General features: G+C 71.9%; 21 protein-coding genes. 11 read left to right on the forward strand and 10 right to left on the reverse strand.

Annotation, left to right across the window (positions count from 1 at the left end):
* On the forward strand, positions 1 to 426 hold the full coding sequence (locus tag GA0070561_RS28675) for a cytochrome c oxidase subunit 4 (RefSeq protein WP_091407506.1): 426 nt from the start codon (positions 1 to 3) through the stop codon (positions 424 to 426).
* A 176-nt stretch (positions 427 to 602) separates the two neighbouring features.
* Here GA0070561_RS28675 and GA0070561_RS28680 read toward each other — a convergent pair whose 3' ends face one another.
* The 4 genes from GA0070561_RS28680 to GA0070561_RS28695 all read right to left on the reverse strand — a co-directional run bounded on the left by GA0070561_RS28680 (position 603) and on the right by GA0070561_RS28695 (position 3,626).
* Positions 603 to 806 carry a hypothetical protein gene (locus GA0070561_RS28680; protein ID WP_091407508.1) on the reverse strand — a complete coding sequence of 68 codons (204 nt, stop codon included), beginning with the start codon at positions 804 to 806 and terminating at the stop codon, positions 603 to 605.
* A gap of 265 nt (positions 807 to 1,071) precedes the next feature.
* Positions 1,072 to 2,115 carry an anthranilate phosphoribosyltransferase gene (trpD, locus tag GA0070561_RS28685; RefSeq protein WP_091407511.1) on the reverse strand — a complete coding sequence of 348 codons (1,044 nt, stop codon included), beginning with the start codon at positions 2,113 to 2,115 and terminating at the stop codon, positions 1,072 to 1,074.
* Between the two features lie 91 nt (positions 2,116 to 2,206).
* On the reverse strand, positions 2,207 to 2,602 hold the full coding sequence (locus GA0070561_RS28690; RefSeq protein ID WP_091407513.1) for a helix-turn-helix domain-containing protein: 396 nt from the start codon (positions 2,600 to 2,602) through the stop codon (positions 2,207 to 2,209).
* Positions 2,603 to 2,705: 103 nt separating this feature from the next.
* On the reverse strand, positions 2,706 to 3,626 hold the full coding sequence (locus GA0070561_RS28695; RefSeq protein ID WP_373861692.1) for a cytochrome c oxidase assembly protein: 921 nt from the start codon (positions 3,624 to 3,626) through the stop codon (positions 2,706 to 2,708).
* 108 nt (positions 3,627 to 3,734) lie between these two features.
* On the opposite strand from GA0070561_RS28695, the gene ctaE reads away from it, so the two are divergent.
* From ctaE to GA0070561_RS28720, 5 genes are all read left to right on the forward strand, one after another.
* On the forward strand, positions 3,735 to 4,334 hold the full coding sequence (gene ctaE / locus GA0070561_RS28700; protein ID WP_091408043.1) for an aa3-type cytochrome oxidase subunit III: 600 nt from the start codon (positions 3,735 to 3,737) through the stop codon (positions 4,332 to 4,334).
* Positions 4,335 to 4,404: 70 nt separating this feature from the next.
* Positions 4,405 to 5,241, forward strand: coding sequence for a cytochrome bc1 complex diheme cytochrome c subunit (qcrC, locus tag GA0070561_RS28705; protein ID WP_091407516.1), 837 nt, complete (start codon positions 4,405 to 4,407; stop codon positions 5,239 to 5,241).
* A gap of 64 nt (positions 5,242 to 5,305) precedes the next feature.
* On the forward strand, positions 5,306 to 6,394 hold the full coding sequence (gene qcrA, locus GA0070561_RS28710; RefSeq protein WP_091407518.1) for a cytochrome bc1 complex Rieske iron-sulfur subunit: 1,089 nt from the start codon (positions 5,306 to 5,308) through the stop codon (positions 6,392 to 6,394).
* On the forward strand, positions 6,391 to 8,022 hold the full coding sequence (gene qcrB, locus GA0070561_RS28715) for a cytochrome bc1 complex cytochrome b subunit (protein WP_091407521.1): 1,632 nt from the start codon (positions 6,391 to 6,393) through the stop codon (positions 8,020 to 8,022). Before qcrA ends, qcrB begins: the two co-directional genes overlap by 4 nt.
* A 193-nt stretch (positions 8,023 to 8,215) precedes the next feature.
* On the forward strand, positions 8,216 to 8,908 hold the full coding sequence (locus GA0070561_RS28720; protein WP_091407523.1) for a DUF4142 domain-containing protein: 693 nt from the start codon (positions 8,216 to 8,218) through the stop codon (positions 8,906 to 8,908).
* A 104-nt stretch (positions 8,909 to 9,012) separates the two neighbouring features.
* Here the strand turns inward: GA0070561_RS28720 and GA0070561_RS28725 are convergent, their stop codons facing one another.
* The 5 genes from GA0070561_RS28725 to GA0070561_RS28745 all read right to left on the reverse strand — a co-directional run bounded on the left by GA0070561_RS28725 (position 9,013) and on the right by GA0070561_RS28745 (position 14,515).
* Positions 9,013 to 9,300, reverse strand: a complete 288-nt coding sequence (locus tag GA0070561_RS28725; protein WP_074313163.1) for an Lrp/AsnC family transcriptional regulator — start codon at positions 9,298 to 9,300, stop codon at positions 9,013 to 9,015.
* A gap of 79 nt (positions 9,301 to 9,379) precedes the next feature.
* Positions 9,380 to 10,249, reverse strand: a complete 870-nt coding sequence (locus tag GA0070561_RS28730; protein ID WP_091407526.1) for a nucleotidyltransferase family protein — start codon at positions 10,247 to 10,249, stop codon at positions 9,380 to 9,382.
* Positions 10,246 to 10,788 (reverse strand): NUDIX hydrolase, encoded by a 543-nt coding sequence (locus tag GA0070561_RS28735; RefSeq protein WP_091407528.1) that lies wholly within the window; start codon positions 10,786 to 10,788, stop codon positions 10,246 to 10,248. Before GA0070561_RS28735 ends, GA0070561_RS28730 begins: the two co-directional genes overlap by 4 nt.
* 52 nt (positions 10,789 to 10,840) lie before the next feature.
* Entirely contained in the window at positions 10,841 to 12,634 is a 1,794-nt protein-coding gene (locus tag GA0070561_RS28740) for a RelA/SpoT family protein (RefSeq protein ID WP_091408046.1), read from the reverse strand.
* 126 nt (positions 12,635 to 12,760) lie between these two features.
* The gene (locus tag GA0070561_RS28745) at positions 12,761 to 14,515 is read right to left on the reverse strand and encodes a DEDD exonuclease domain-containing protein (RefSeq protein WP_091407531.1); all 1,755 of its coding nucleotides are present in this window, start codon (positions 14,513 to 14,515) and stop codon (positions 12,761 to 12,763) included.
* Between the two features lie 127 nt (positions 14,516 to 14,642).
* Between GA0070561_RS28745 and GA0070561_RS28750 the strand changes: the two genes are divergently transcribed.
* The 5 genes from GA0070561_RS28750 (at position 14,643) to GA0070561_RS28770 (ending at position 20,270) form a co-directional block, all read left to right on the forward strand.
* Positions 14,643 to 16,094, forward strand: coding sequence for an NYN domain-containing protein (locus GA0070561_RS28750; RefSeq protein ID WP_091407533.1), 1,452 nt, complete (start codon positions 14,643 to 14,645; stop codon positions 16,092 to 16,094).
* A gap of 140 nt (positions 16,095 to 16,234) precedes the next feature.
* A complete protein-coding gene (locus tag GA0070561_RS28755) occupies positions 16,235 to 16,954 on the forward strand; it encodes a DinB family protein (RefSeq protein WP_208603880.1) in 720 nt (239 codons plus the stop codon).
* Positions 16,955 to 17,571: 617 nt separating this feature from the next.
* The gene (locus GA0070561_RS28760; RefSeq protein WP_091407537.1) at positions 17,572 to 17,790 is read left to right on the forward strand and encodes a hypothetical protein; all 219 of its coding nucleotides are present in this window, start codon (positions 17,572 to 17,574) and stop codon (positions 17,788 to 17,790) included.
* Between the two features lie 99 nt (positions 17,791 to 17,889).
* Positions 17,890 to 19,149 (forward strand): M48 family metalloprotease, encoded by a 1,260-nt coding sequence (locus GA0070561_RS28765; protein ID WP_091407540.1) that lies wholly within the window; start codon positions 17,890 to 17,892, stop codon positions 19,147 to 19,149.
* Positions 19,146 to 20,270, forward strand: a complete 1,125-nt coding sequence (locus GA0070561_RS28770) for a glycosyltransferase family 4 protein (protein ID WP_091407542.1) — start codon at positions 19,146 to 19,148, stop codon at positions 20,268 to 20,270. Before GA0070561_RS28765 ends, GA0070561_RS28770 begins: the two co-directional genes overlap by 4 nt.
* A gap of 13 nt (positions 20,271 to 20,283) precedes the next feature.
* On the opposite strand, the gene GA0070561_RS28775 is transcribed toward GA0070561_RS28770, so the two are convergent.
* Positions 20,284 to 20,946, reverse strand: coding sequence for a lysophospholipid acyltransferase family protein (locus tag GA0070561_RS28775; RefSeq protein WP_091407544.1), 663 nt, complete (start codon positions 20,944 to 20,946; stop codon positions 20,284 to 20,286).
* Positions 20,947 to 20,959 lie beyond the last annotated feature (13 nt).

The following is a 20,959-nucleotide window of genomic DNA, read 5'->3' on the forward strand; positions in this document are numbered from 1 at the left end:
ATGAAGACCGAGTGGCGTATCTTCCTGATCATCGCCGGGTTCCTCTTCGGCGCCACCATCCTCTACGGTGCCTGGACGAACGGTGCGTCGGGCGGCATCGAGTGGGTCGGCACCGTCGCCCTGTTGCTGTCGTTCCTGCTCTGCTCGATGTGCGGTGGCTTCTTCTGGTTCGTCTCCCGCCGCATCGACCTGCGCCCGGAGGACCGCCCGGACGCCGAGATCGCCGACGGCGCTGGTGAGGTCGGCTTCTTCAGCCCGGGCAGCTACTGGCCGTTCGGTCTGGCGCTGGCCGCCGCGATCGCCGCGCTCGGCATGGTGTTCTGGCAGTACTGGCTGATCGGTGCCGGCCTGCTGGCCGTGGTCTTCTCCGCCTGTGGGCTCCTGTTCGAGTACTACAGCGGCACCCGGCGTACCGCCGAGCACTGACCCACCCGGTCGCCGTCGCGACCGACCCGGCACGACGAAGGCCCGTTCCCCGAGAGGGGAGCGGGCCTTCGGTCATGTCCCACCCCGCCTCGGCGGCGCGGCGGCCCGGCGGCCCGGCGGCCCGGCGGCCCGGGGGTGAGGCGGCGCGGCGGTGAGGCAGTGCTGCGGTGCTGTGATCAGGCGGCGCGGCGGCGGACGGGCTGACGGCGGCGGGCGGCCAACCGGGTGACCGGGAAGGCGAACGCGCTGACCACCACGGCGGCGCCGCAGTCGGTGCAGATCAGCTCTGGACAGTCGGTGCCGTGGCCGTCGACGCAGGGCGGAGCCTCGAACAGCGCCACGCCCTCGCAGACGTCGCAGTAGAGCTCGCGGTGCGACACGGGCGTCTCCTCTCGGATACCAGGCGGACCGCCCCCGGATGCGACAGTGACGCACCGACGGCAGCAGAGAACTACTCAGCTGTAGTTTCCCAGACGGGTCCGACAAATCTCCGCGCACCGTCGCCCGCTGGTCGGCATCCGCGCGTGATCCACTCGACATCATTGACGTCGGGGCATCCGGGCTGCCCGGACACCGCGGCTTCACGGAACCCGAGTCGATCACCGGCCAAGACGCCGCCGCCCGACGGGCCGGGCGGTGGTGAGGTCAGGCGGTGGCGGTCTCGATCCAGCGGTCCAGGGTAGCGGCAGCCGCGCCGGAGTCGATCGACTCGGCCGCACGGGCCAGGCCGGCGCGGAGCGCCTCGGTCAGGTCGCCGTCCAGCGGGCCCTGGGTGGCCAGCGCCGCCGCCGCGTTGACCAGCACCGCGTCCCGGACCGGACCCGTCTCGCCGGCCAGCAGGCGACGGGCCACGCCGGCGTTGTACGCGGCGTCACCGCCGCGCAGGTCGGCGAGGGTGGACCGGGGTACCCCCAGGTCCGTCGCGTCCAGCACAGCCTCGCGTACGGTGCCGCCCTGCGCCGCCCAGATCCGGGTCGGCGCGGCGGTGGTGAACTCGTCCAGCCCGTCCTCGCCGCGCATCACGATCGCCGAGTCGCCACGGGCCGCGAACACGCTGGCCATCACCGGGGCCATCCGCAGGTCGAAGCAGCCGACCGCGCCGGCCCGGGGACGGGCCGGGTTGGTCAGCGGGCCGAGGAAGTTGAAGAAGGTGGGCACGCCCACCTCGCGGCGGACCGGGCCGGCGTGCCGCATCCCGGGGTGGAAGCGGGCCGCGAAGCAGAACCCGATGCCGGCCTCCTCGACACAGCGGGCAACCTGCTCCGGGCCGAGATCCAGTGGGATGCCGAGGAACTCCAGCAGGTCGGCGGTGCCGCACAGGGAGGAGGCGGCCCGGTTGCCGTGCTTCACGACACGGACGCCCGTGCCGGCGACCACCAGCGCCGTCATAGTGGAGATGTTCACCGTGTGGGCGAGGTCACCGCCGGTGCCGACCACGTCGAGCGCGGTACGGCGCAGCTCCTCGGGCAGCGCCACCGGGACCGCGCGACCGAGCATCGCCTCCACCAGGCCGGCCAGCTCCGCAGGGGTCTCGCCCTTGGCCCGCAGCGCCACGGCGAAGGCGGCGATCTGCGCCGCGCTCGCCGAGCCGGTCATGATCTCGTCCATCGCCCAGGCGGTGTCGGCGGTGGAGAGTTCGTCACCGCGCAGCAGCGCGTTGAGCAGGTGCGGCCAGGTCCGATCGCCCATGGCGGGCCTCCCGAGCATGCGAAGTGCGGGTGGGCTGGAACCGGCGCCGAGGAGATCCGGCGCCGTGGGGGTGCCGGAGGAGCGTGGGACGTCAGGCGGGTGCGTGCGTCCGCAGCAGCTCGGCCACCGTGCCGCCGGTGGTCACCGGGTCGAGCGGGTGGACCAGCGTCGCGTCGACCTCGGCGTACGCGGCGAGCCATCGGTCGGCGGCGCGGGCGATCACCAGGCAGGTCGGGGGAGCGTCGTCCCGGTCGTCCTTGACCTGACGGGCGATGCCGATGCCGCCGCCCGGGCTCGCCTCACCGTCGAGCAGCAGCAGGTCGATCTCGTAGTCGTCGACCAGCCGGATGGTCTCGGCATAGGTCGACGCCTCGACGAACTCGATCTGCAGACCGGGAGCTGGCCGGGTGCCAACAGCCATCCGCATCCGATCACGGACCTGCGGGTCGTCGCTGTAGAGCAACACGGTGCAAAGACGATCGGTCATGCCGGAACTCCCACCTCGTAGCTGCCCGCAGATCGTACCGGTCGGCGTGACGTAGCCGACATCCCGCCCGGCGTCGCGCGTCGGGGCGTACCGTCCGGGCAGCTCAGGCGGGCGCGGCGTCGGCTGCGCGTTCGCGGGCCTCCTGGCGGTCCAGCTCGCGGTCCACCCGGCGGGCCTCCCGCTCGGACTGCTTGACCCACTGCACCACCAGCACCGCGAGCATGGTCACACTGACGAACTCGCCACCGGCCCACAGGATGCCGCCGGCCACCACCTGGTCCTGCCACGGGTCGACCCAACCGAGGTTGAGCGACGGGTACCAGTCACCGCCGAAGAGCGTGCTGCTCTGCATGATGGTGAGGCCGAGCACTGTGTGGAACGGCACGGAGAGCAGCATCAGCAGCGCACGCGCCGGGTACGGCCAGCGGCCGGGCAGCGGGTCGAGGCCGAGCAGCGGCCAGAAGAACACGCAGCCGGTCATGATGAAGTGCGCGTGCACCAGCTCGTGCGCCCAGGCGTGTTCGAGGGTGTAGCGGTACAGATCACTGAAGTACAGCACGAACGGGTTGACCACGAAGATGGCGAACGCCACCAGCGGGAAGCTGTAGACCCGGGCGACGCGGCTGTGCACGATCGCGAGCAGGCGCTTGCGCGGCCGTACCGGCAGGGTCCGCAGGGCCAGGGTCATCGGCGCGCCCAGCGCCAGGAAGATCGGCGCCACCATGGAGAGCACCATGTGCTGGATCATGTGCACGGACAGCAGCGCGGTGTCGTACGCGTGCAGCCCGCTGACCGTGACGAGCGCGATGCCGCCCAGGCCGGGGCCGAGGAAGAACACGGTGCGGGCGATCGGCCAGCGGTCGCCACGCAGGCGCAGCCGGTACACCCCGTAGAGGTACAGGCCGGCGGCGAGCACCAGCCCCAGGGCCAGCCAGCTGTCCAGCCGGGTCTCGGTCAGCACCGCGCCGACGGTGAACGGCGGCGGGGCCGAGGTGGCAGCGAAGATCGGATCGACGTGCAGCACGCTTTTCAGGCTAGGCCAGGCGAACCGGACCCTGACGCTCGGGCCACGGAAGGCGCAGGTTTGCCACCCCGCTGATCGGCGGCCCCGGTCAGGGGCAATAATGACGGCGTGACTGCGGCCCCAGCCATTGACAAGAGCCGGATCCACTCTCTGACCCGACCAAACATGGTCAGCGTCGGGACGATCGTGTGGCTCTCAAGCGAACTCATGTTCTTCGCGGCGCTGTTCGCGATGTACTTCTCCATCCGCGCGGCTGCGCCGGAGCAGTGGGAGAAGCACACCGAGGCGCTGAACATCCCGTACGCGACCACCTTCACGGTGATCCTGGTGCTGTCCTCGGTGACGTGCCAGCTCGGCGTCTTCGCGGCGGAGAAGGGTGATGTGCACGCGCTGCGGCGCTGGTTCACCGTCACCTTCGTGATGGGCCTGATCTTCGTCCTCGGCCAGCTGAACGAGTACCGGCACCTGGTCGCCGACGGCATCAAGATCAACGGAGACGGGTACGGGTCGGTGTTCTACCTGACCACCGGCTTCCACGGCCTGCACGTGACCGGTGGTCTGATCGCCTTCATCATCTTCATGGTCCGTACGACCATGGGCCGGTTCACTCCGGCGCAGGCGACGTCGGCGATCGTCGTGTCGTACTACTGGCACTTCGTCGACGTCGTGTGGATCGGGCTGTACGCCATGATCTACTGGCTCCAGTGATCTTGCGCGTCACATTCCGCGCTGCTGCTCCGTCCCCTGAGACAGGTCCAACCGGTTAAGGACACCGCTCATGACTTCTGACAACGACCGCCGACGCGGTCTGCTCGCGCGGTTGCGTGAGCGGCCCGCCGCGCGCAGCAGGGGCCGCCGCCGGCTGGGCGCCGCGGTCCGGCTGATCGCCGCGCTGATGCTCGCCGGTGGCGCGTACACCGTCTTCGCCCCGGGCGCCCAGGCGCAGGACAACCCGCAGCTGACCGGCGCCGCCGCCGAGGGCAAGGCGCTGTTCGACGTGAGCTGCGTGACCTGCCACGGCCGCAACGCCCAGGGCGTCGAGGGCCGCGGGCCGAGCCTGATCGGCGTCGGCGCGGCATCTGTCGAGTTCCAGGTCAGCTCCGGGCGGATGCCGCTGGCCCGCCAGGAGGCCCAGGCGCACCGCAAGCCCCCGGTCTTCACCGACGAGCAGACCCGTCAGCTGGCCCAGTACATCCAGGAGCTTGGCGGCGGCCCGGTCGTCCCCGAGGGCGACGACCTCCGCGAGGACGGCAACATCGCCGCCGGCGGTGAGCTGTTCCGGATCAACTGCTCGCAGTGCCACGCCTTCGGCGGCGGCGGTGGTGCGCTCTCCTCGGGCAAGTTCGCCCCGAGCCTGCACCCCGCGACCGACCGCCAGATCTACGCGGCGATGTTGAGCGGCCCGCAGAACATGCCGGTGTTCGGCGACAACCAGCTCCGGCCGGAGCAGAAGGCCGACATCATCGCCTACATCCAGGAGACGCTGAAGCACGACCAGGACCCGGGTGGGTTCAACCTCGGGCGGTACGGCCCGTCCACCGAGGGCCTGGCGATCTTCCTGGTTGGCATCGTGGCGCTCGTCTTCGCTAGCCTGTGGATTGCGGGTAAGTCGTGATCGAGCAGGCCATCCGATTCAGTGCTGTGGTGCCGCTCGGCGCCACCCGTAGCGAGGTGACGGCATGAGCACCCACACCGAGCACCAGGCCTCACAGGGCCCGGAGCCGCTCGACGTGAACGACCCCAAGCTGACCCGTTTCGACATCGTTCGTGAGGGCGCGCGCCGGGACGACATCGAGATCGTCCACTACGAGCCGCAGGTGCTGCCGGGCACCAAGGCGGAGCGTCGGCTGACCCGGGTGGTCGCCGGCTTCTTCCTGATCACCGGCCTGGCATCGACCGCCTTCCTGGCCATCTACATCTGGTGGCCGTGGCAGTACGAGGCGGGCCGGGGTGGCGACAAGTTCTACACCCCGCTGCTCGGCTTCACCCTCGGCGTGGCGCTGCTCGCCGTCGGCTTCGGCATCCTGACCTGGGGCAAGAAGTTGCTGCCCAAGGAGGTCTCGATCCAGGACCGGCACGAGGGCCAGGTGGACTCCGAAGGCCGCACCATCACCGGCCAGACCATGCTCTACATGGCGGACGAGCTGGGCGTGAAGCGTCGCCCCCTGCTCGGCATCTCGCTGCTGGCCGGTCTCGCGCCGGTCGCCGCGGTCGCCGCGGCGCCGCTGGTCGGCGGCCTGATCTCGCAGCCGCACAAGAACAACCAGATGTTCACCACCGGGTTCGCCGCGGCCGAGGGCGGCCAGCGGATCCGTCTGGTCCGCGAGGATGGCCGGCCGATCCGCCCCGCGGACATCAGCAGCGGTGGGCAGCTGACCGTCTTCCCCGGCATCGACCACGGCGTGAGCAACAGGCACGCCGACTCGCCGACGCTGCTGATCCACCTCCGCGACTCCGACGCGCAGGAGTCGCGCCGGGCCAACGAGAAGGTCGGCCACGGTGACTACATGTGGGGCAACTACGCGGCGTTCTCCAAGATCTGCACGCACGCGGGATGCCCGGCCAGCCTGTACGAGCAGCAGACCAACCGGCTGCTCTGCCCGTGCCACCAGTCCCAGTTCCTGATCACCGACAACGCCCGGCCAGTCTTCGGCCCCGCCAGCCGGCGGCTGCCGCAGCTGCCGATCGAGGTGGACTCCGAGGGCTTCTTCGTGGCGAAGTCCGACTACACCGAGACCGTCGGGCCTGATTTCTGGGAGCGGCCATGAAGCGTCGAAAGTTTGACCTTGCGGCGACGCCGGGCAAGGCCGCGGTGGGAGTGGACGACCGCTTCGCGGTGGCCACCCCGCTGCGCAAGCTGCTGAACAAGGTCTTCCCGGACCACTGGTCCTTCCTGCTCGGCGAGATCGCGCTGTTCTCGTTCGTCGTGCTGCTGCTGACCGGTGTGTTCCTCACCTTCTTCTTCGAGCCGGCGATGACCGAGGTGGTCTACGACGGCAGCTACGCGCCGTTGCAGGGCACCCCGATGTCCGCCGCGTACGCCTCCAGCCTGGACATCTCGTTCGACGTCCGCGGCGGTCTGGTGATGCGGCAGATGCACCACTGGGCGGCGCTGCTGTTCATGGCCGCGATCGTCGTGCACATGCTGCGGGTGTTCTTCACCGGCGCCTTCCGCAAGCCGCGCGAGACCAACTGGATCATCGGTTCGCTGCTGTTCTGGGTCGGCTTCCTGGCCGGCTTCACCGGCTACTCGCTCCCGGACGACGGTCTGTCCGGCACCGGCCTGCGGATCGCCTCGGCGATCATGCTGTCCATCCCGGTGATTGGCTCCTGGGTCACCTCGTCGGTCTTCGGCGGCGAGTTCCCCGGCACGATCATCATCAGCCGGTTCTTCATCGCCCACGTGCTGCTCATCCCGGGTCTGCTGGTCGCGCTGATCAGCGTCCACCTGGGTCTGGTCTTCAAGCAGAAGCACACCCAGTGGCCCGGCCCGGGCCGGACCAACAACAACGTGGTCGGCGAGCGGATGTTCCCGCGGTACGCGCTGAAGCAGGGCGGCTTCTTCATGGTCGTCTTCGGCGTCATCGCGCTGATGGGCGGCCTGTTCCAGATCAACCCGATCTGGCTGTTCGGCCCGTACGAGGCGTGGGTGGTCTCGGCCGCCAGCCAGCCCGACTGGTACGTCATGTTCCTCGACGGGTCGACCCGACTCATGCCAGCCTGGGAGATCCCCATCCCGATCGGCGACGGGTACGTCATCCCGCCGCTGTTCTGGCCGACGGTCGTGCTGCCCGGCATCCTGGTGGGCCTGTCGACGATGTACCCGTTCCTGGAAGCCCGGCACCTCAAGGACCGAAACAGCCACAACCTGCTCGAGCGTCCCCGGGACGCTCCGGCCCGGACCGCCGTCGGCGCCATGGCTGTCTCGTTCTACATCGTGCTGACGCTCTCCGGCGCCAACGACGTGATCGCGGACAAGTTCCAGATCAGCCTGAACGCGATGACCTGGGCGGGCCGGATCGGCCTGCTGGTGGTCCCGCCGCTGGCGTACTACGTCACCTACCGGCTGTGCCTGGGTCTGCAGCAGCACGACCGGGAGGTGCTCGCGCACGGCGTGGAGACCGGCATCATCCGGCGCATGCCGGACGGCCGGTTCGTCGAGGTGCACCAGCCGCTCAGCGCGTCCAACGGGCACGCGGACGGTCACGGCCAGCTCGACTACGTCGGCTGGGTCGTGCCCAAGAAGATGAACCGGCTGGGAGCCCTCGGCCCGGCCATCCGGGGCTTCTTCTACCCGATCGAGAAGCCGGTCGAGGCACCGGTCTCGCCGGGGCACCCGCCGGTCGAGGCCCGGCCCGAGCGTGAGGAGATCGGCAGCGGCGAAAGCCGCCGCTGACCGCCCATTCGCACCTGAACGGGGCGCCCGCCGGATTCCGGCGGGCGCCCCTTCGTATTCACACCCCCCGACCCATCCGACCAGGAGTCGGACGGCCCTGATGGGACCGGTCGACCCCGCGCGACGGGCGATCGCAGGAATAACCCCGGTGAGCCGGGTATCCGTGCGGTCCAACGTCTCAAGGGGGGGAAGCATGTTGGGTATCAAACGCCTCGGCCTGTTGGCCGCGCTGGTACTGGTCGGTGTCGCGCCGGCTGCGGCCGCGCAGGCCGCGGCACAGCCGTCAACGCAGGACACCCAGTACCTGCAGGCGGTACACCAGGTCAACCTGTTCGAGATCACCGCTGGTGACCTGGCTCAGCAGAAGGGTCAGGACCAGGGGGTCAAGGACCTGGGCGCGATGCTGAAGACCGACCACACCCAGCTGGACCAGACGGTGCAGCAGACCGCGTCGCAGCTCGGGGTGGAACTGCCGAACGAGCCCAGTGCCGATCAGCAGGCGGTCATCGACAAGCTGAACAACGCCAGCGGTGCGGAGTTCGACCGGCTCTGGGTGACCAGTGAGCTGGCCGGCCACGTCCAGGCCATCCAGGCCACCCAGACGGAGATCTCGCAGGGCTCCGAGCAGTCGGTGGTCCAGTTGGCGCAGACGGCACTGCCGACGCTGCAGACGCACTACGACGAGTTGGTGGCGCTCGCCAACAAGCTGGGCATCCCGGTTCCGCAGACCAGCGCCAGCGGTACGCCCAGCCCGGGCGGCACCGGCACTGAGTCCCCGGCTCCGGGCGGCACTGTCACCGAGTCGCCGGCTCCGGGCGGCACCGGCACCGAGTCGCCGGCTCCGGGCGGCGGCACCACCGAGGTACCGGCTCCCAGCGAGAGCTGACGTAGCCACAGCAGACGGCCGGTCCACCCTCGCGGTGGGCCGGCCGCCCTGCGCGCGCTACGCGCCGCCGTGCGGCCGGTACGACCCCCGAAACGGCGAGCGGATCAGTCGGCGCTGGCCAGACCGATCGCGAACGCCTCCTCCAGGTCGTGCTGCGAGTACGCCCGGAAGGCGATGTGCGACTCGGTGTTGAGCACGCCCGGGACCTTGGAGATGCTGCCCGCGATGACCTGGGCGATCTGGTCGAACTCGCGGACCCGGACGATGGCGATGAGGTCGACGTGCCCGGCCACCGAGTAGACCTCGCTGACACCGGGAAGGTTGGCCAGGTTCTCCGCCACCTCGGGGATCGCATCGGTGGCGCAGTCGATCAGCACGATCGCGGTGATCACGGGGCATTTCTCCGTTCGTCGGCGTCGTCGCCCATGCTAGATGTTCCGGAGCGGGACCGGAGGCGGGAGCCGTCGGGGCTCAGCCGTGGGCGGGGCAGGGCACGGTCAGGTCGCTCCCGGCCCGGATCACGTTTCGCAGCCGCTCGCCGGCCCGTACTGTCGCGCCCGGCCACACCACACTGCGGGACACGTCGCCGTCCACCCGAGCGCCCGCGCCGACGACCGACTCCACGCAGTGGCCGGTCACCGTCGCGGTCTCCTCGACGAGAACGCCGCCGGCCGCGGCGTGCAGGTTGGCCGCCAGGTAGTCGGCCGGGGTGCCGGTGTCGAAGAAGGTGCCCGGGTAGGGCACCACCGCCAGGGCGCCCGCCGCCTCGGCCGGACGCCACACGGCGCGAACCAGGTCCGAGAAGACGACCGGCAGGTCCCGGACCAGCCGCCAGGGCAGCAGCGAGAAGCCGGTGAAGCAGTGCCCGGCGAAGGTGCCCGGCGCCGCCGGGTCCGCGGCGGGTTGGCCGAGCAGGCGTACGGTGTGCCCGTCCCAGCCGTCGAGCAGGGCGGCCACGTCCGGGCCCGGGGGAGCAGCCGGGTCGGCGAGGTACGCGTCGGCGTTGCCGACCAGCACCGGCCGCCCGTCGATCCAGTCCCGCAGGTTGGCCACGCCACCCGCGGTGCCCAGCGGGTCGCCCGGTTCCACCGACAGGTGTGCGCGGTCGCCGACGTGCGCCACCACCTGGTCGCCGAGGTAGCAGGCGTTCACCGCGACCCGGTCGGGACCGGTCAGGCCCAGGCCGGCCAGCCGCGCCAACGCCCGATCCAGCAGGGGCACGTTGCCCACCGGGCAGAGTGCCTTGGGTACCCGTTCGGTGAGCGGGCGCAGCCGTGTGCCCTCGCCGGCGGCCAGCACCACCGCGCACAGATCCGCCGGCAGCCCGGCCGCCCCGGTCACGGCGTGTCGTCGGGCACCGGTGGCGGGAACTGCCCGGCCAGCGGCCCGATGTCGTAGTAGGCGAGCAGCCGGGCCGTCGGCCAGGTCAGCTTGGGCAGGTCGTCCAGGGGGTGCCAGGCGGCCTCGAAGACCTCCCCGCCGTCGACGGTCAGCTCGGTGCTGGACGCCGGCACCTCGGCCTCGAAGACCATGTCCACCCAGCCCTTGGCGTGCACGATCGCGTTCGGCACCGCCGGACGCAGCCGTGACGGTGGGAGCCGGACGCCGGATTCCTCGAACAGCTCGCGGGCCGCACCCACCACCGGGGCCTCACCCCGGTTGAGCAGGCCGGCGGGGAGTGACCAACCCTTGCCGGGCGGCTGGCGCAGCATGAGCAACCGGCCCGCGCCCGTCGCCTCGGTGTCCCGGACCAGGGTCACCGCGCCGACGATGTACTTGGGCACGGCCAGCCGGACCAGGCGCCGACGCACCGGCAGCGGCAGCCGGTAGAAGGCCTGATAGAAGAGGGCCCGACCGGTGGCGCGGGAGCGGGGGATCATGACTCCAGGCTAGTGGTCACGAATGTTCTTCGGACGCGCTGGGGCCGCCGGGTCACTGTCGATGGTCGACCAGGTCGATGAGCTGGCGGACCACGGTGTCCGGTTCGATCACCCGGTCGAAGACCGCGACCAGCAGGGTCTCCAGGTCGGGGTAGCCCAACTCCTCGGAGAGGCGAAGCAACGGCAGGTCACTGGCGAGGCCCCGGTTGTGCTGGCGTAGGGCGAGCCCGATGGTGGCTCGACCGAGGCGCACCTTGTCGCTGATCGTGATGCCCGGCTCGGTGTGCTCGGCGAACCACCGGTTGATCTGCATCTGCGCGTGCGGCGACTTGACGAAGGTCAGCCACTCCCGCCGAGGGCCGCGCGGCGCCACACCGGCCTCGAAGCCGTTGTCGCCGTCGTTCTCGGTGAAGATCTCCACCACGTCGCCCTCGTCCAGCTCCGAACTGAGCGGCGCCAGCCGACCGTTGATGCGTGCGGCGAGGCAGCGGTCGCCCCGGTCGTTGCCCAGCTCGTATGCGAGGTCGACAGGCGTGGCACCGGCCGGCAGCACGACCTGTCGTCCGTCGGCGAAGACCTGGATCTGCCCCTCGGCCAGGTCGCAGCGCAGCGACTCGTAGAACTGTGCCGGGTCGGCGGCGTCCGGCTCCCAGTCGAGCACCCGGCGCAGCCAGTCCAGCTGCTCGGCACGGGCCGCCGCGCTGCCACGCCCCGATTGGGGGAAACGGAAGTCGGCGGCGATGCCGTACTCGGCCGAGCGGTGCATCTCCTCGGTGCGGATCAGCACCTCAACAGTGCGGTCCTGGGGGCCGCAGACGCTGGTGTGCAGCGAACGGTAGAGGTTGTTCTTCGGTGAGGCGATGAAGTCCTTGAAACGGCCGGGCACCGGTCGCCAGGTGCCGTGGATCGCGCCCAGCGCGGCGTAACAGTCGGTGGCCGGGCCGTCGACCACCACCACGATGCGGGGCAGATCGTACGGGGCGGTGTGGCCGCCGGCGATGGTGTCCTTCCAGATCGAGTAGAGGTGCCGGGGACGGGGGCTCACCTCGGCGTCGACCCGGCTGCGGCGCAGCGCCACCCGGGTCCGGGTGACCACCGAGTCGAGGTACGAATCCCAGCCCGGCCGATCGTGGACGTGCCGGGCCAGCCGGGCGTGCTCGTCGGGCTCGAGGTGCAGCAGCACCACGTCGTCCAGCTCGCGCTTGAGGGTCTGAATGCCCAGCCGGTCACAGAGCGGGACCAGCACCTCCTGGGTCTTGCGGGCGATCCGTTCCCGCGACGACGCGGAGCGCACCCCGAGCGTCCGCATGTTGTGCAGCCGGTCGGCCAGCTTGATGATCAGCACCCGGACGTCCTTGGCGGCCGCGACGATCATCTTGCGGACCGTCTCCGCCTCGGCGGCCTTGCCGTAGAACGCCTTGTCGAACTTGGTCACCCCGTCGACCAGGTGGGCCACCTCGCCGCCGAAGTCCTCGGAGAGCGCCTGGAGGGTGTAGCGGGTGTCCTCCACGGTGTCGTGCAGCAGCGCCGCGACCAGGGTGGTGGTGTCCATCCCCAGCTCGGCGCAGATCTGCGCCACCGCGAGGGGATGGGTGATGTACGGTTCCCCGCTCTTGCGGAACTGCCCGCGGTGCATGTTCTCCGCGATCGTGTAGGCACGGCGCAGCACCGCGGGGTCGGTGCCGGCGTGGATGCCCCGGTGGGTGCGGACCAGTTGGGTGACCGGGTCCGAGTCGGTGGTCGGCCAGCTGAGCAGCGACCGCAGCCGGCGGGCGAGCGGCAGCTCACCCGGCTGTGTCGGCAGGGCGCCCCCCAGGGCGGCGCCGTGTCCGGCGTCGACGTCCACGAGGGACACCTCCTCACCCCGGCTCCGCACCGCCGGAAGCCGGCGGGGGAGCAGGCCCACGAATCGGGCAGGACTGCACTTCTCTAACAGCCTAAGCGAGTCGACGTAGTCCGATCGGTCAGTTGGTCATGAGCGTTCGGTCGAGAGTTGGTGGGACGCGCCGCCCTCGGCCTTCGCCAGCAGGTCACGGAACCGGGCCGCGCCACTCGCCGGAGAGGACCAACCGGAGGACATCTCGACGAGTCGGGTCTCCGGTCGCTCCAACCAGGACAGGATCCGCTCGGACTCCTCGGCGGTGGCGGCCGGCACCGGACCGTGCCCGCCCGACACCGTCTCGGCGGTGGCCCGGATCGCGGTCAACGTGGGACGCGGGTGCGCGCCCGGCGGGGACACCCCCGCGCCGGCCAGCCGGCCGTGTCGGACCAGCGCCAACTCCCAGCCGCCCCGGGCTGCCGGCCGGGCCGCGGCCAACTCGACGATCCCGGTCAGCGCGGCCAGCCGCTGCATCCGCACGGTGGCCCGCAGCACGGCGGCCAGCCGGGACCGCACCACGGCCGCTTCCTCGTAGCGCTGGTCGCGGGAGAGCACGTCGATCCGCGCGAGCAGGGCGTCCACCACCGGCTGGGGGTCGCTGGCCGTCGCGGTACGGAACGGCGCGGCGGCGCTGTCGTCGTACTCCTCGGGGGTGATCTTGTGTTCGCAGGGTGCCGGGCAGCGACCCAGCTCGGCCAGCGCGCAGGCCGGCGTGACGGTGCGCAGCGAGAGCCGGTGCGTGCACTGGCGCAGTGGCACCGCGTCGTGGAAACCGGCGGCGGCCAGCTCGGCGGCCCGCCGGGAGGTGAACGGCCCGAGGTACGCGGTGTCGGTGGGGGAGAGGTCGCGGACGATCGACAGCCGAGGGTACGGACCGTCGGTCAGCTTGAGCCAGACCATTCGTTCCGGGTATTTGGACCGGCGGTTGTACGGCGGGGCGTGCGCGGCGATCAACCGCAGCTCACGGACCTCGGCCTCCAACGAGTGGGCGCACTCCACTGCCTCGACCCGCTCGGCCGCGCCCAGCATCTCGGAGATCCGGGCACGTTTCTCGCCGGCGGTGAAGTAGCTGCGCACCCGGGTGGCGATGTCGACCGAGGTGCCCACGTAGAGCGGCCGGTCGTCGGCGGCCCGGAAGATGTAGACCCCCGGCACCTTGGGCAACCCCTCGGCCAGGTGCCGTTTGCGGCGCTGGGTCGGGGTGACCGCGCGGGCGAACTCGATGGCGTCGCCGATCGTGTCCACCCGGTGTCCGCCGAGCCGACCGATCAGCCCGTGCAGCACGTCGACGGTGGCCTTCGCGTCGTCCAACGCCCGGTGGGTGGGCTGGGTGGCGGTGCGGAAGTAGGCGGCCAGGGTGCCCAGCTTGCGGTTGGGCACCTCGTCGCGGGTCAGCACCCGGCGGGCGAGCGCCGCCGTGTCCAGGACGCGGGGGTTGGGCCAGCGGTAGCCGTGCTTGGCGCAGGCGGCCTTGAGGAAGCCCACGTCGTACGGAGCGTTGTGGGCCACCAGCACCGCGTCGTCGATGAACTCCAGGAAGCTCGGCAGCACCTGCTCGATCGGCGGCGCCGGCACCAGCATGGCCTGGGTGATGCCGGTCAGCACGGTGATGAACGGCGGAATCGGCTGGCCCGGGTTGACCAGGGTCGCCAGCACCCCCAACTGCTCGCCACCGCGCACCTTGACCGCGCCGATCTCGGTGATGCCGCCGCCGTCCGGCGCGCCGCCGGTGGTCTCCAGGTCGACCACCACGAACGTCGTCGCGTAGAGCGGCAGCGCCGGGTCCACCCCGCCCACCGCCGGGTCGAGACCGGCCAGTGACTCCTGGACGTACTCCGCCTGTGCCATCGGCGGCACGCTAGCGCCCCGGTCCGACACTCCCGTCGCAGCCGTCCCATCCGTCACCATGGGGCTAGGATGAGAGATCGGCTCACTCACCGGGCGGTGGGCCCGGTCGCGGTGGGAGACTTGCCACATGCCCCTCACCGAGCCGTACGACGACCACCTCCCGCAGGAGGATGCGGTCGCGCTCGACGGTGTTGTGGGCAACCCGGACGACAACGTAGTCAACGACACATCGGGCGCATCGGACCCGACGACGGGCGACGGTCCCGCCGCCGAGCCGGAGCCGACCCTGCCCGAGCCGGTCCGGCAGCGGATCGTGACGCTGACCGCCGCGGTGCTGCCCACCCTCCCCACCGACGAGGTCCCGGTGCCGTTGCGCCGGGTGGCCAAGTTCGCCCCCAACCGACGCGCCCGGCTCGGCGCGCCGGTCATCGCCGCCCAGCTCACCGCCGACCCGCTGTTCCGGCAGCGGGTCACCGCGCGGGTCCTGACCGACGCCGGTGACCTCGGCGCGGCCGTGGTCGAGGGCACCGCCCCGGCCGCCGCCGACCCGGTCGAGGTGGCCGCGCTGGCCTACCTGGCCCGGCCCCGTGGCTGGCGGGAACTGATCGACGCCAGCGGCGCGGCCGTGCGCGCCGAGGCGGACAGCGCCGTCGTCGCCGAGTTGGTCCGCGAGGCCGAGCAGCGGGCCACCCGGGCCGAGCACGACCGTGCGGTGGCCCGGGTCGAGGCCGAGAAACTCCGCGACGAGCTGGCCCGCGTCCGCGAGGAGCTGGGTCAGCTCCGCGAGGAGTCCCGACAGGTGGCCCGCACCCTGCGGGAGACCCAGGCCCGCGAGCGGAAGGCCACCGAGCTGCTGGCCACCGAGCGCGGCCGGGCCGCCCGCGCCAGCGCCGACGTGGACGCCGAACTCCGCCGCGCCCGGGCCCGGCTGGCCGAGGCCGAGGCCGCCGCCGGGGTTGCCCGGGCCAGCGCCAAGGAGGCGCGCTCGGTCGACGACGCCCGGCTCTGGCTGCTCCTGGAGACCATCGGCCAGGCCGCCGTCGGGCTGCGCCGGGAGCTGGCGCTCGACCCGGTGGACAAACTCCCCGCCGACTTCGTCGCCGACGCGTTCGCCGAGCAGCCGGGCACCGCCCCGGCCGGCCCCGCCGCCCGCGCCCGCGACACCGACGACCCGGCCCGGCTCGACCAGTTGCTCGCCCTGCCCCGGGCACACCTCGTGGTGGACGGCTACAACGTCACCAAGCGGGGCTTCGGCGAGATGTCCCTGGAGCAGCAGCGCAAACGCCTGATCACCGGGCTGGGCGGGATCGCCGCGCAGACCGGCGACGAGGTCACAGTGGTCTTCGACGGCGCCGAGCGGATGCACGGGCTGCCGCCCGCGCCGCGCGGCGTACGGGTGCTCTTCTCCCGCAAGGGTGAGACCGCCGACGAGCTGATCCGGCGACTCGTCCGTGCCGAGCCGGCGGGCCGGCCGGTGGTCGTGGTCTCGTCGGACCGCGAGGTCGCCGACGGGGTACGCCGGCACGGCGCGTACCCGCTGGGCGCGGACTCGCTGCTACGGCGGCTCGCCCGCTCCTGAGCGCGCGGGCCGACACGCCGGCGGGCCGGGTCCCGGCCATGGTTGGCGAGCCCGGCCGGCGCACCACACGTCGCACTGTGCCTCAACCTGTCCCACCCCGGCGCTAGCATCGCCGCGACCGCCGAGGGATGGGAGTCGCCATGGCACAGGCCGACGTCAAGGTCTTCGTCGACCGGGACCTGCGAGGTGCCCGGTTCAACAGGTCGACGCTGGCCGGTGCGGTGATGCGCGGCGTCGATGTGGATGCCCTGGACATCGACGCGCCGTGGCTGGCCGAGGGCACGTTCCTGATCAACGGCGTCGATGTCGTGCCGCTGGTCGAGGCCGAGCTCAACCGACGATTTCCCGGACGCGACCTCCGGCAGGCCACGAACCCGGACGACCTCCGCGTGGCGTGGGCGGCACTCGAACGGGCCTGGGCGGCGGCGGTCGACCGGGCTGTGTCCATGCCCGAGGGTGCGGTCGACGTCTCGGTCGACGGGGAGTGGTCGTTCGCGCAGACGCTGCGCCACCTCGCGTTCGCCGCCGACACCTGGCTGGGCAAGGCGATCCTGCGACTGCCGCAGCCCTTCCACCCGCTCGGGCAACCCCATGCCGAGTACGAGACGGAGGGCTTCGACATGTCGATCTTCGCCGTCGAGCCGCCGACGTTCGCCGAGACCCTGGAGCTGCGGGCCGAACGGCAGGCGATGGTGCGCGACTTTCTCGCGGCCGTCACGCCGGACCTGCTCGCCGAGACTCGGCCGGCTGCCTGGTGGCCCGAGAAGCAGGTGTCCGTCCTGCACTGCCTTCACGTCATCTTCGACGAGGAGTGGCAGCACCTCCGCTTCGCCCTGCGTGACCTCGACGCGCAGGGCTGAGACCTCGCCCCAACGGCTGTTTGCTCCCTCCGGCGCGGATCCAGGCGGCCCCGGACCCGGGCGCCGGCCATGTTGACCCAGTCGATGCTGAGCCTGGTCCCGTTCGGTCCGGTCAGGTGCAGCGCCTCGTCGGTCAACCGCAGCGGCAGACGAGGTTGACGGCGTAGCTGCCAGTTGGTGGTCAGCGCGACGACGACGCCGATCAAGCCGAACCGCAGCAGCGCCTGCCACCAGGGCTCGTCGAACAGCGTCGCGTGGGCAGCCAGGAGAGCCGCTGCGCCCAGCACGGCGAGGACTTCGCGAGGCGATGTCGGCGCGGGGAGTACCGGAAGTCCACGACGGACGAACCATCGAGGTCGGCCACCGTCGCCCAGTGCCCGGGAGGCCGTTCGGCCAAACGATGCCTCCCATCGCTCGATCGGCATGAATTCCCTGATGCCGTCGGTCCCGGCCGGGTGGGATACCCCGATATCGCTGATCTGGAGTGGATCTAGCCCTGAAAGGGGCGGTCGGACGGGGTTCCTGTCGTACCCGGTGGTTAGTGTCGATGTCACCGACGGTGCTCGGCCGGCGACGACAGGAGTCGCCCGGGCGCCGCGAGCCGACCAGGAGGTGTGATGCTCATCGACTGCGACGGGTGCGCGAAGCGGGCCGACGGCTGTTCCGGCTGCCCGCTGACCGCCCTGTTCGACGAGACGTCCCCGGCGGCCGGGTTGGTCGCCGCCGAGGTCGAGGCCATCGAGGTGCTCGCCCGGGCCGGCTTCGACGTGGAGGTGCTGGCCGCGCCCGCACGCCCGGAGGCAGCTCGCCGTCGCGCCACCCGCCGCGTCGCCTGAGTGCGACACCGCGCCCGGAAGCGGGCTTCTCGCGGCCCATAGGATGAGCGGTCACGGCGGGAGGAGCGCGATGAGCGGGGAACAACGGGCGGTGACGCGGTGACCCCGCGCGGCTGGGCGCTGCTGACCCTGGCCGGGCTGACCATCGCGCTGGTCGTGCTGGCCGCGCTGCTCATCCCGTGGCACCGCCCGCCGGCACCCCGGGCCGACCAGCTCGCCGCGCTGGGCGACCTGCCGGCCGAGCAGGTGGCCAAGGGGCGGGAGTTCCGGGCCGCGCTGCGTCCCGGCGGCTATACCGCGCTCGCCGTTGGGCTGCTGATCGCCCTCGCGCTCGGGTTGACCCCGCTGGGCAGTCGCCTGGTCGAGCTGGTGGGCCGGCCGTTCGGTGGGCACTGGGCAGCGCAGGCTGTGCTCGGCGGGCTGGCGGTGGTGCTCGTCGCCGACCTGGTGACGCTCCCGTTCGCCGCCTGGCGGCAGAGCGTGCTCACCCGCTACGGGTTGAGCACCAACGGCTGGAGCGGCTGGGCGGTCGACCTGCTCAAGTCGTACGCCGTCAGCGCGGTGATCGGCGCGGTGGCGCTGTTCGGCTTCTACGCGGTCATCCGGCTCGCGCCACGCTGGTGGTGGGCGTTCGGTGCGGCCGGCGCCGCGGTGCTGGTGGTGCTGCTGTCGTTCGTGCTGCCGGTGGTGGTGGAGCCGGTGTTCAACCGGTTCACCCCGATGGAGCAGGGCCAGTTGCGCACCGAGCTGATGAGCATGGCCGCCCGCGACGGGGTGCCGGTGCGTGACGTGCTGGTCGCCGATGCCTCCCGGCGCACCAGGGCGGTCAACGCGTACGTCTCCGGTCTCGGGCCGACCCGACGGGTGGTCGTCTACGACACGTTGCTGCGCGAGGCGACCCCGGCCGAGGTGACCGCCGTCGTGGCGCACGAGTTGGGGCACGCGAAGGACTCCGACGTGGCGGCCGGCACGCTGACCGGGGCGCTGGGTGCCGCGGCCGCCGTGGTGGCGCTCTACCTGCTCGGCTCGTGGGGGCCACTGCTGCGGCTGGCCGGGGTCGACTCGGTGGCCCAACCGCGCGCGTTCCCGCTGCTCGTCGCCCTGGTCACGGTGGCCGGGCTGGTTGCCGCTCCGGTGCAGGCGCTGATGTCCCGACGGGTGGAGGCACGGGCCGACGCGCACGCGCTCGCGCTCACCAACGACCCGGAGTCCTTCGAGTCGATGCAGCGCCGGCTCGGCTCGGTCAACCTCGGCGACCCCGACCCGCCCCGCTGGGAATACCTCTATTCGGCCTCACATCCGTCCACCGTGGAGCGGATGGCCGCCGCCCGCGCGTACGCCCGGGAGGTCGGCCGATGAGCCGTACCCTGCTGATCACCAATGACTTTCCGCCCCGTCCGGGTGGGATCCAGTCGTTCGTGCACAATCTCGCGGTCCGTCAACCGGCCGGCTCGGTGGTCGTCTACGCGTCGAGCTGGCGCGGGGCCGCGAAGTTCGACGCCGACCAGCCGTTCGAGGTGATCCGGGAGCGTACCCGGGTGTTGCTGCCCACCCCGTTGATCGCCCGCAGGGCGGCCCGGTTGGCTCGCGCGTACGACTGCGACACGGTGTGGTTCGGCGCGGCGGCCCCGTTGGGCCTGCTCGCGGCCGGCCTGCGGCGGCGCGCCGGCATCCGCCGGGTGGTGGCGCAGACCCATGGCCACGAGATCGGTTGGGCGGCGGTGCCGGCCGCCCGGCCGGCGCTGCGGCGCATCGGTCGTGGTGTGGACGTGACCACCTATCTCGGCGAGTACACCCGCAGCCGGTTGGCCCGGGTGCTGGACGGGGTGACCGACCTGCGCCGTCTCGCGCCCGGGGTCGACGTGGACACCTACCACCCGAGCGTGGACGGTGAACAGGTCCGGGCCCGACTCGGGTTGACCGACCGGCCGGTGGTCGTCTGTGTCTCCCGGCTGGTGCCGCGCAAGGGTCAGGACACCCTGATCCGGGCCCTGCCGGAGATCCGCCGCCGGGTGCCCGACGCGGCGCTGCTGATCGTCGGTGGCGGGCCGTACCGGGCGACCCTGGAAAAGCTGGCCCGCCAGGCCGGTGTGGAACGGGATGTGGTGTTCACCGGCACGGTGCCGTCGGTCGAGTTGCCGGCGCACTACGCGGCCGGTGACGTCTACGCGATGCCGTGCCGCACCCGCAACCGTGGCCTCGACGTCGAAGGGCTGGGCATCGTCTACCTGGAGGCGTCCGCGGCCGGCCTGCCGGTGGTGGCCGGTGACTCCGGGGGCGCACCGGACGCGGTCCGGGAGGGGGAGACCGGCTACGTCGTGCGCGGTCGGGACGTCACCCAGCTCGCCGACCGGGTCGCCCGGCTGCTCGCCGACCGGGACCTGGCCCGTCAGCTGGGCGCGGCTGGCCGGGCGTGGGTGGAACGGGAGTGGCGCTGGGAGGCGCAGGCGGAACGCATGGCGGCGCTGCTCGCCGGCTGATCACCGCCCGCGTTCAGCTCTCCCGGGTGGGCGCGTAGCGCGGCACGTACTCCTGGCCGGTGAGCTGCTGGATCGCTGCCATCACCTCGTCGGTGACCGTTCGGATGTCACGCGGCCCGTTGATCCGCTCGGCGACCGGGATCGGCGGGCCGAACCGCAGGGTGATCGGGTGTCGACGGGGCAGCCGCGCGTCCACCGGCAGCACCTCGGCGGTGCCGAGCACGCCGACCGGGATGATCGGCACGCCGGCGTCGCGGGCCAGCCGGGTCATCCCGACCCGGCCCCGGTAGAGCCGCCCGTCCGGGGATCGGGTGCCCTCCGGGTAGACGGCGACCAGGCCGCCGGCGCGCAGCACCGGGACGGCGGCGTCGAGGGCGCGCAGGGCGGCCCGGCCGTCGGAGCGGTCGACCGGGATGGCGCCCATGCCGGCGACGATCCGCCGGTTGAGCCAGCCGCCCGGACCCCGGCCGTTGAAGTACTCGACCTTCGCCCAGAAGGTGACGTGTCGGGGCGTCGAGGTGACGAGGAACAACTCGTCGGCGACGGACAGGTGATTGCCGGCGAGGATCGCGCCGCCGTGTCGGGGTAGGTGCTCCAGCCCTTCCACCCGGGGCTGCCAGCCAAAGCGCAGCACGGTGCCGACGGTCAGCTTGGTGACGTCGTACAGCAGGGGCACGTGTCCTCCGGGG

The organism is Micromonospora saelicesensis, assembly GCF_900091575.1.
Taxonomy (GTDB): domain Bacteria; phylum Actinomycetota; class Actinomycetes; order Mycobacteriales; family Micromonosporaceae; genus Micromonospora; species Micromonospora saelicesensis.

What these genes read in the sequence shown, in the direction of transcription:
- GA0070561_RS28675 (WP_091407506.1), top strand. Translation starts at nt 1, where the DNA reads ATGAAGACCGAGTGGCGTATCTTCCTGATCATCGCCGGGTTCCTCTTC.
- trpD (WP_091407511.1), bottom strand. Translation starts at nt 2,115, where the DNA reads ATGGGCGATCGGACCTGGCCGCACCTGCTCAACGCGCTGCTGCGCGGT.
- GA0070561_RS28690 (WP_091407513.1), bottom strand. Translation starts at nt 2,602, where the DNA reads ATGACCGATCGTCTTTGCACCGTGTTGCTCTACAGCGACGACCCGCAG.
- qcrC (WP_091407516.1), top strand. Translation starts at nt 4,405, where the DNA reads ATGACTTCTGACAACGACCGCCGACGCGGTCTGCTCGCGCGGTTGCGT.
- qcrA (WP_091407518.1), top strand. Translation starts at nt 5,306, where the DNA reads ATGAGCACCCACACCGAGCACCAGGCCTCACAGGGCCCGGAGCCGCTC.
- qcrB (WP_091407521.1), top strand. Translation starts at nt 6,391, where the DNA reads ATGAAGCGTCGAAAGTTTGACCTTGCGGCGACGCCGGGCAAGGCCGCG.
- GA0070561_RS28720 (WP_091407523.1), top strand. Translation starts at nt 8,216, where the DNA reads ATGTTGGGTATCAAACGCCTCGGCCTGTTGGCCGCGCTGGTACTGGTC.
- GA0070561_RS28735 (WP_091407528.1), bottom strand. Translation starts at nt 10,788, where the DNA reads ATGATCCCCCGCTCCCGCGCCACCGGTCGGGCCCTCTTCTATCAGGCC.
- GA0070561_RS28745 (WP_091407531.1), bottom strand. Translation starts at nt 14,515, where the DNA reads ATGGCACAGGCGGAGTACGTCCAGGAGTCACTGGCCGGTCTCGACCCG.
- GA0070561_RS28750 (WP_091407533.1), top strand. Translation starts at nt 14,643, where the DNA reads ATGCCCCTCACCGAGCCGTACGACGACCACCTCCCGCAGGAGGATGCG.
- GA0070561_RS28755 (WP_208603880.1), top strand. Translation starts at nt 16,235, where the DNA reads ATGGCACAGGCCGACGTCAAGGTCTTCGTCGACCGGGACCTGCGAGGT.
- GA0070561_RS28760 (WP_091407537.1), top strand. Translation starts at nt 17,572, where the DNA reads ATGCTCATCGACTGCGACGGGTGCGCGAAGCGGGCCGACGGCTGTTCC.
- GA0070561_RS28770 (WP_091407542.1), top strand. Translation starts at nt 19,146, where the DNA reads ATGAGCCGTACCCTGCTGATCACCAATGACTTTCCGCCCCGTCCGGGT.